The following is a 279-nucleotide window of genomic DNA, read 5'->3' as shown; positions in this document are numbered from 1 at the left end:
CGCGAAGAATGGCTCGCCGCCCGCCAGCAGCATCTGGCCCACGAAAAAGCCTTCACCCGGGAACGCGATCGCCTCAGCGCCGAGCGCCGCGCCCTGCCGTGGGTGAAAGTCGACAAGGACTATCATTTTCAAGGGCCGAACGGCGAGCTCAAGCTCAACGACCTGTTTGGCAACAACAGCCAGTTGATCATCTACCATTTCATGTTTGCCAAAGGCTGGGAGCAGGGCTGCCAGGGCTGCTCGTTCCTCAGTGACCACATTGATGGCGCCAACCAGCAC

1 protein-coding gene is annotated in these 279 nt (G+C 60.2%); it reads left to right on the top strand.

Features of this window, described 5'->3' with window-relative positions; all coding sequences use genetic code 11:
• Positions 1-279: DUF899 family protein (locus tag AAEY83_RS14370; RefSeq protein WP_351059900.1), on the top strand; the 279-nt coding region annotated here is incomplete at both ends.

It is taken from the genome of Psychrobacter sp. TB20-MNA-CIBAN-0197 (assembly GCF_040309765.1).
GTDB classification, from domain to species: domain Bacteria; phylum Pseudomonadota; class Gammaproteobacteria; order Pseudomonadales; family Moraxellaceae; genus Psychrobacter; species Psychrobacter submarinus.
This window is presented reverse-complemented; position numbering and strand designations above follow the sequence as displayed.